The sequence below is a fragment of the uncultured Gimesia sp. genome (assembly GCF_937910335.1).
Lineage (GTDB): Bacteria > Planctomycetota > Planctomycetia > Planctomycetales > Planctomycetaceae > Gimesia.
Genome location: NZ_CALEMX010000411.1, coordinates 1 through 5,405, shown reverse-complemented (window position 1 = coordinate 5,405; position 5,405 = coordinate 1). Strand labels below are relative to the sequence as shown.

Here is a 5,405-nt window from a genome sequence, read left to right as displayed (position 1 = left end):
GGCGTTCCCATTCTGCTGTTTGCACTCGAAGCGATTGAGTTAAAACGCTGGAAATTTGCTTCACTACTACTATTACTGACTTTAACGGCCAAAGAAGACTATGCCATTATTCTAGGCCCCCTGGGACTCTGGATTGCCTGGCAGCAATGGCAAGAAGGCAAACAAAAAAACTTAGTCCCCCGCCCTTCACTTTTCAGAACAGTTACACCGGGAATCGGCCTCTCTCTGTTTGCAGTGATTTATCTGGCCATTGTTGTCAAATTTGTGATTCCCTGGTTTCGAAGTGGTATGCAAGTCCATTATGTCGGTTACTTCAGTAAATTCGGTGACTCACTCGGGGAAGTCGTTCAGAATCTTTTATTCAAACCCTCCCTATTATGGGCCGAGCTGGTTCAGCCTGACACCTTAATCTATGGTCTGGCTCTAATCGTGCCTTTCGCTTTTTTACCACTGTTCTCGCCGAGTCGCTTACTGGTTGCGGCTCCGCTGTTCGGTTTACTTTGCCTGAATGAATTAGCACAAGATCCACGTCATCATTTTCATGCACCGATTGTCCCGATACTCTGCTGGGCGACAGTCGCCGGCTTGGGCAACGTTCCAAGTTGGATCGATCGCTGGTCTTTAAAAATAAAACCGCTGGCTGGAAAGACTTTTGCCACTCACTTTCTCTGGAGCGCTGCCATTGCAACCGGCAGTTTTTTCAGTCTGGGGCCATTAGGGCTGGTATTCTGGGATTCCGGCTCTGCCTGGCATTGGGAGCGGCTTTATCTCCCCGGCGAACGAGCCAAACAATTCATGAAAGTCGTTCCATTAATTTCTCCCGAAAGTAAAGTAGCTTCCACCGACTTTGTACACCCCCGTTTTACACATCATGCAAAATCCTATGACTACAGCAATTACCGCAGGAAAGTCAATGACTATCAATTGGGAGTGCCCGCTGACACTGACTATATTGTCATCGACACACAACACCCTTATAGCGAAATCAAATCGCCCGACCAGATTCCCGAATATCGAGAGCATCCGGATCAATGGGAGCTGATCCCGGACCAGACCAATGGATATTTCATCATCCTGAAACGTAAAGTAATACCAAAAGAATAAACTCCACTTCCGGAGCAGTCGCCGTCCGAAATTCCCATCCAAGGCTCCTTTGCAAAAGTTTTTTGAATATTTTTCCGAGTAAGCCCCGTTTCGAGTGACTTGCGATGAATGTCCAGCTATGTTATCCCGCAAGATTCAATTTTGACTCAAAGCCGGTATTAAACAGATTTCATCAAACAGATTTCATCAAACAGATTTCAGCCAGGTTAACACTTCAGATCTGTTTTCAACGTCAATTTGTAACAAATAATAATTTTTTTTGTCCAGCAGGACACGAGATTGAGACATGGCACAACAATACATTATGCAGCTGGAAGGCGTGACCAAAACTTATGAGCAGAAAGAGATTCTGAAAGACATATGGCTTTCTTTTTTTCCGGGAGCAAAAATTGGAGTTTTGGGTGCCAATGGTGCGGGTAAAAGTACACTCTTGAGAATCATGTCGGGAGAGGACACCGATTTTTCAGGTGATGCCCGCCCGGCAAAGGGTATCAAAATTGGATATTTCAAACAGGAACCTGAGTTAGACAACAGTCAGACTGTAGATGAATGTATCTCAGAAGCAGTTTCCGAGTCGCAGGCAATTTTAGACCGCTATAATGAAGTCAATCTGAAATTTGCAGAGGATCCCTCTCCTGAAGAGATGGAAAAGCTGATCGATGAACAGGCGGTTCTTCAGGACCAGATCGATGCTGCCAATCTATGGGAACTGGATCGTACTCTGGAAATCGCAATGGACGCCATGCGTGTTCCTCCCGGTGATTCGATTATTGGAACACTTTCAGGTGGAGAACAACGCCGGGTTGCACTCTGCAAAATCTTACTTCAAAATCCCGACCTGTTACTCCTGGACGAACCGACAAACCATCTCGATGCAGAATCGGTTGCCTGGCTGGAACGCTATCTACACAGTTTCGCCGGCACCGTCGTTGCCATTACTCACGATCGCTATTTTCTAGATAACGTTGCCGGCTGGATTCTGGAACTGGAGCGCGGAAGAGGAATTCCCTTTGAAGGCAACTATTCATCGTGGCTCGAACAGAAACAGTCACGTCTGGCTGTCGAAGAAAAACAGGAATCAAAACGGCAAAAGTTTCTCAAGCGAGAATTGGAATGGGTTCGGATGTCTCCCAAAGCGCAAGCATCCAAAAACAAAGCCCGTATTCAGCGGTATGAAGAATTGGCTGCTGAAGATTATGAAAAACAGGATGATGCCTCTGACATCCAAATACCCATCTCCAAACCATTGGGTAGCAGAGTTCTCATCGCAGAAAATGTCACGAAAGGTTTCGGTGACAAACTGTTATTTGAGAACTTTACATTCGAATTACCCCGTGGCGGGATTGTCGGTGTAATCGGCCCCAATGGCGCTGGAAAAACTACATTATTCAAGATGATCATGGGCGTTGAAAAACCGGATACTGGAACACTGGAACTGGGAGATACCGTCCAACTATCCTATGTCGATCAAAGTCGTGATTCGCTAAATCCGAAAAAAACTGTGTATGAAGAAATTTCACAAGGCCACGAACACCTGGTTGTCGGCAAATCAAGTATTCACTCCAGAACTTATGTCGGTCGGTTTAATTTCAAAGGCGCTGATCAGCAAAAGCTGGTAGGTGAACTTTCAGGTGGTGAACGAAACCGGGTGCATATGGCCAAACTACTCCGGTCAGGTGGTAATCTCTTATTGTTAGATGAACCTACCAACGATCTTGATGTCGATACTCTTCGTTCATTAGAAGAAGGCCTCGAACACTACAGTGGCTGCGCACTGGTCGTCAGCCACGACCGCTGGTTTCTTGATCGTTTAGCTACGCATATCATTGCATTTGAAGGAGACAGCAAAGTCCGCTGGTTTGAAGGGAATTATAAAATGTATGAAGCCAAACGCCACGAGGAAATTGGCAAAGATGCCGACTCTCCTCATCGACTTCAGTTTAAACCGCTTTCACGCTGAAACCGTTTGCTATTTCGCTCACTGACTCCAGCAACGCCATTAAAAAGAAGAACCTTGTTTTCTTCTACCGACGCTTCTCTCTGACTCTGGTTAGCGTTGTAACAGAACCTGTGTCTGTTTTTGTGTCTGCAAATTCCTGACGTGTTCCTGACGGTTGTTTTTTATTGACTTGAATTTGAGCCATTTCAATAATTTTTTTCGCATTCATCAATTGTGCTGATGAGAATTGTGGGATCCCGCCACCAATCGAGAGGTTCTTCTTTTGATTGGCCAGTTCACGCCAATCCATATGGCTCGATAAATGCCAGGCGATGGCCTGGACCATTTCCCAGTCATCATAGTGGGGATCAAATTTTTTAAGGATCAGAACCAATGCTTCGTCTTGAACTTCTGATTCTATTGGTCTTAATTCATAAGTTTTTAGACTGGAAGGACTCGGCTTCCCATGTTCCAGACAGACCGATCGCAGCCGCAATCGAACGGTTTTCTCTGCTGGAATTGTGAACAATCCTTGAAAGTCTAATTTTTGATTGTTACCGACAGGTGACAGATTTCCGCCAACTGACTGACTCTTTCCTTTCTGCGATTGTGGATTGTCTAGAAGTCCATCTAAAAGCCCCTTGTCTTGCCCAACCTGCGCTAGAATATGAACTGATGAAACAGCCTGGGGAACTTTGACAGTGAGGGGCTGCTGTGTCAGGTTCGTAATAAATACAGATGAGTTATACGCACTCATCGGATAGACGCGTGTTGCCAGTTTCTGGCTTTTGATCCCGGTAAACAGTTCTACCTGTGGTACATCCGGTATTAATTTCAAAGTTGTGATAATTCTTTTTTTGGAAGCACCGCCTGCTGATTCAACTAAAGTCCATCCAAAAAACAACACGATTCCCGCCATCGTTAACAGCTGTATTCGTTTGGCCATTTTTAACTCCTGTCTACCAGATCACATTTCAAATGATTTGAGAATACTGTTCAGTGATTGCTTAGGTTTAACTTGAATATATTCAACAGATGCACACGAGAAACGTGTCCAGTCATTTATAAAAAGGAGGAAAATACCAACTATTCCAGTGTGACTTAGATCGCACACGTAAACTGAACGACGATCACTTTACAGAACTTCGTAAGTCTGTGATATTGAGCAGGATTATTGTGTATTTAGATAATTGAATGATTAAAGAAGTGCTGCTCTACATTTGACGATAACACTCTGGAATGAATATATCAATTTTTTTTTATAAATATCTGGAATACATCTTATGATTGACTCAAACCGAACAGTGCGTTGGGGGATTCTGGGCACTGCTCGTATCGCAGAAAAAATCAGTGTCGCAATTCATCAGGCAGACAATGCAGAACTCACATGCATAGCCAGTCGGGATTCTGCGAGAGCAGCCGACTGGGCACAAAAACACCATGTCAAACGCAGTGTTGGCAGTTATGAAGCAATCTTGCATGACCCGGAAATTGATGCTGTTTATATTCCGCTTCCCCCCTCCCTGCATGGTGAGTGGACAGTTCGCGCAGCCAAAGCCGGCAAACATGTCTTGTGTGAAAAACCATTGGCTTTAAACGTCAACCAAACTAGAGAAATGCGCCGCGTCTGTCTGGAAAATCAAGTGCAACTGATGGACGGTGTCATGTGGTACCATCATCCACGTGCCCATGAAATGCTCAAGTTGATACGCAGTGATGCACTCGGAGAACATCGCCGCTTCACTTCTTCATTTACCTTTCATTGGGATCAAGTCCCCGAAAATGATTTAAGACTGCAGCGCGATCTGGGAGGCGGTTCTTTAGGAGACCTGGGCTGGTATTGCATTGGTGCGGCTCTGTGGGCTTTTAATGAACTTCCGCAGAAAGTTTTCGGAACTGCTCGACCATTGAATGACGTTGACTACAATTTTTCAGGAATGATGTGGTTCACCAAAAATCGAATCGCTTCATTCGACTGTGGCTTTGATGTTGCCATGCGTAAATCCTTTGAACTAGCTGGCACAAAAGCATCTTTAGTATGTGATGACTTCACACGCCCCTGGGAGAATCAAGGCAGACCCAAGTTTTATATCAATGATGGCCAGGGCAATACCACCACACATGAAACGGACACCCCTTTGCAAGAAACTTGTATGATCAATCATTTTTGCGACATTGTTCGCTCAGGTCGATTAGAACAACAATGGTCTGATCTGGGAATTAATACACAACGAGTGCTAAATGCCATTGATTACTCATCCCGGACTGAAAAAGTCGTCAATCTAGCTGATTTCTTCCCTAGCTGATCGCAATAAAAAAGCACCCTCACCATATACAATGATGAGGGTGCCTGAGGTGGAGA

4 protein-coding genes are annotated in these 5,405 nt (G+C 44.9%); 3 read left to right on the top strand and 1 reads right to left on the bottom strand.

Annotated features, from left to right (window positions below; all coding sequences use genetic code 11):
- A partial coding sequence (locus Q0668_RS16225) for a DUF2079 domain-containing protein (protein ID WP_298866533.1) occupies positions 1-1,104 on the top strand: 1,104 nt, incomplete at its 5' end.
- 286 nt (positions 1,105-1,390) lie between these two features.
- Positions 1,391-3,064 carry an energy-dependent translational throttle protein EttA gene (gene ettA / locus Q0668_RS16220; protein ID WP_298866531.1) on the top strand — a complete coding sequence of 558 codons (1,674 nt, stop codon included), beginning with the start codon at positions 1,391-1,393 and terminating at the stop codon, positions 3,062-3,064.
- Positions 3,065-3,128: 64 nt separating this feature from the next.
- Here ettA and Q0668_RS16215 read toward each other — a convergent pair whose 3' ends face one another.
- The gene (locus Q0668_RS16215) at positions 3,129-3,989 is read right to left on the bottom strand and encodes a hypothetical protein (RefSeq protein WP_298866529.1); all 861 of its coding nucleotides are present in this window, start codon (positions 3,987-3,989) and stop codon (positions 3,129-3,131) included.
- 337 nt (positions 3,990-4,326) lie between these two features.
- On the opposite strand from Q0668_RS16215, the gene Q0668_RS16210 reads away from it, so the two are divergent.
- Entirely contained in the window at positions 4,327-5,349 is a 1,023-nt protein-coding gene (locus Q0668_RS16210) for a Gfo/Idh/MocA family oxidoreductase (RefSeq protein WP_298866526.1), read from the top strand.
- The last annotated feature ends 56 nt before the right edge of the window (positions 5,350-5,405 follow it).

Bases quoted from the DNA above. Each gene is read 5' to 3' on its own strand.
- ettA (WP_298866531.1), top strand. From the start codon at position 1,391: ATGGCACAACAATACATTATGCAGCTGGAAGGCGTGACCAAAACTTAT.
- Q0668_RS16215 (WP_298866529.1), bottom strand. From the start codon at position 3,989: ATGGCCAAACGAATACAGCTGTTAACGATGGCGGGAATCGTGTTGTTT.
- Q0668_RS16210 (WP_298866526.1), top strand. From the start codon at position 4,327: ATGATTGACTCAAACCGAACAGTGCGTTGGGGGATTCTGGGCACTGCT.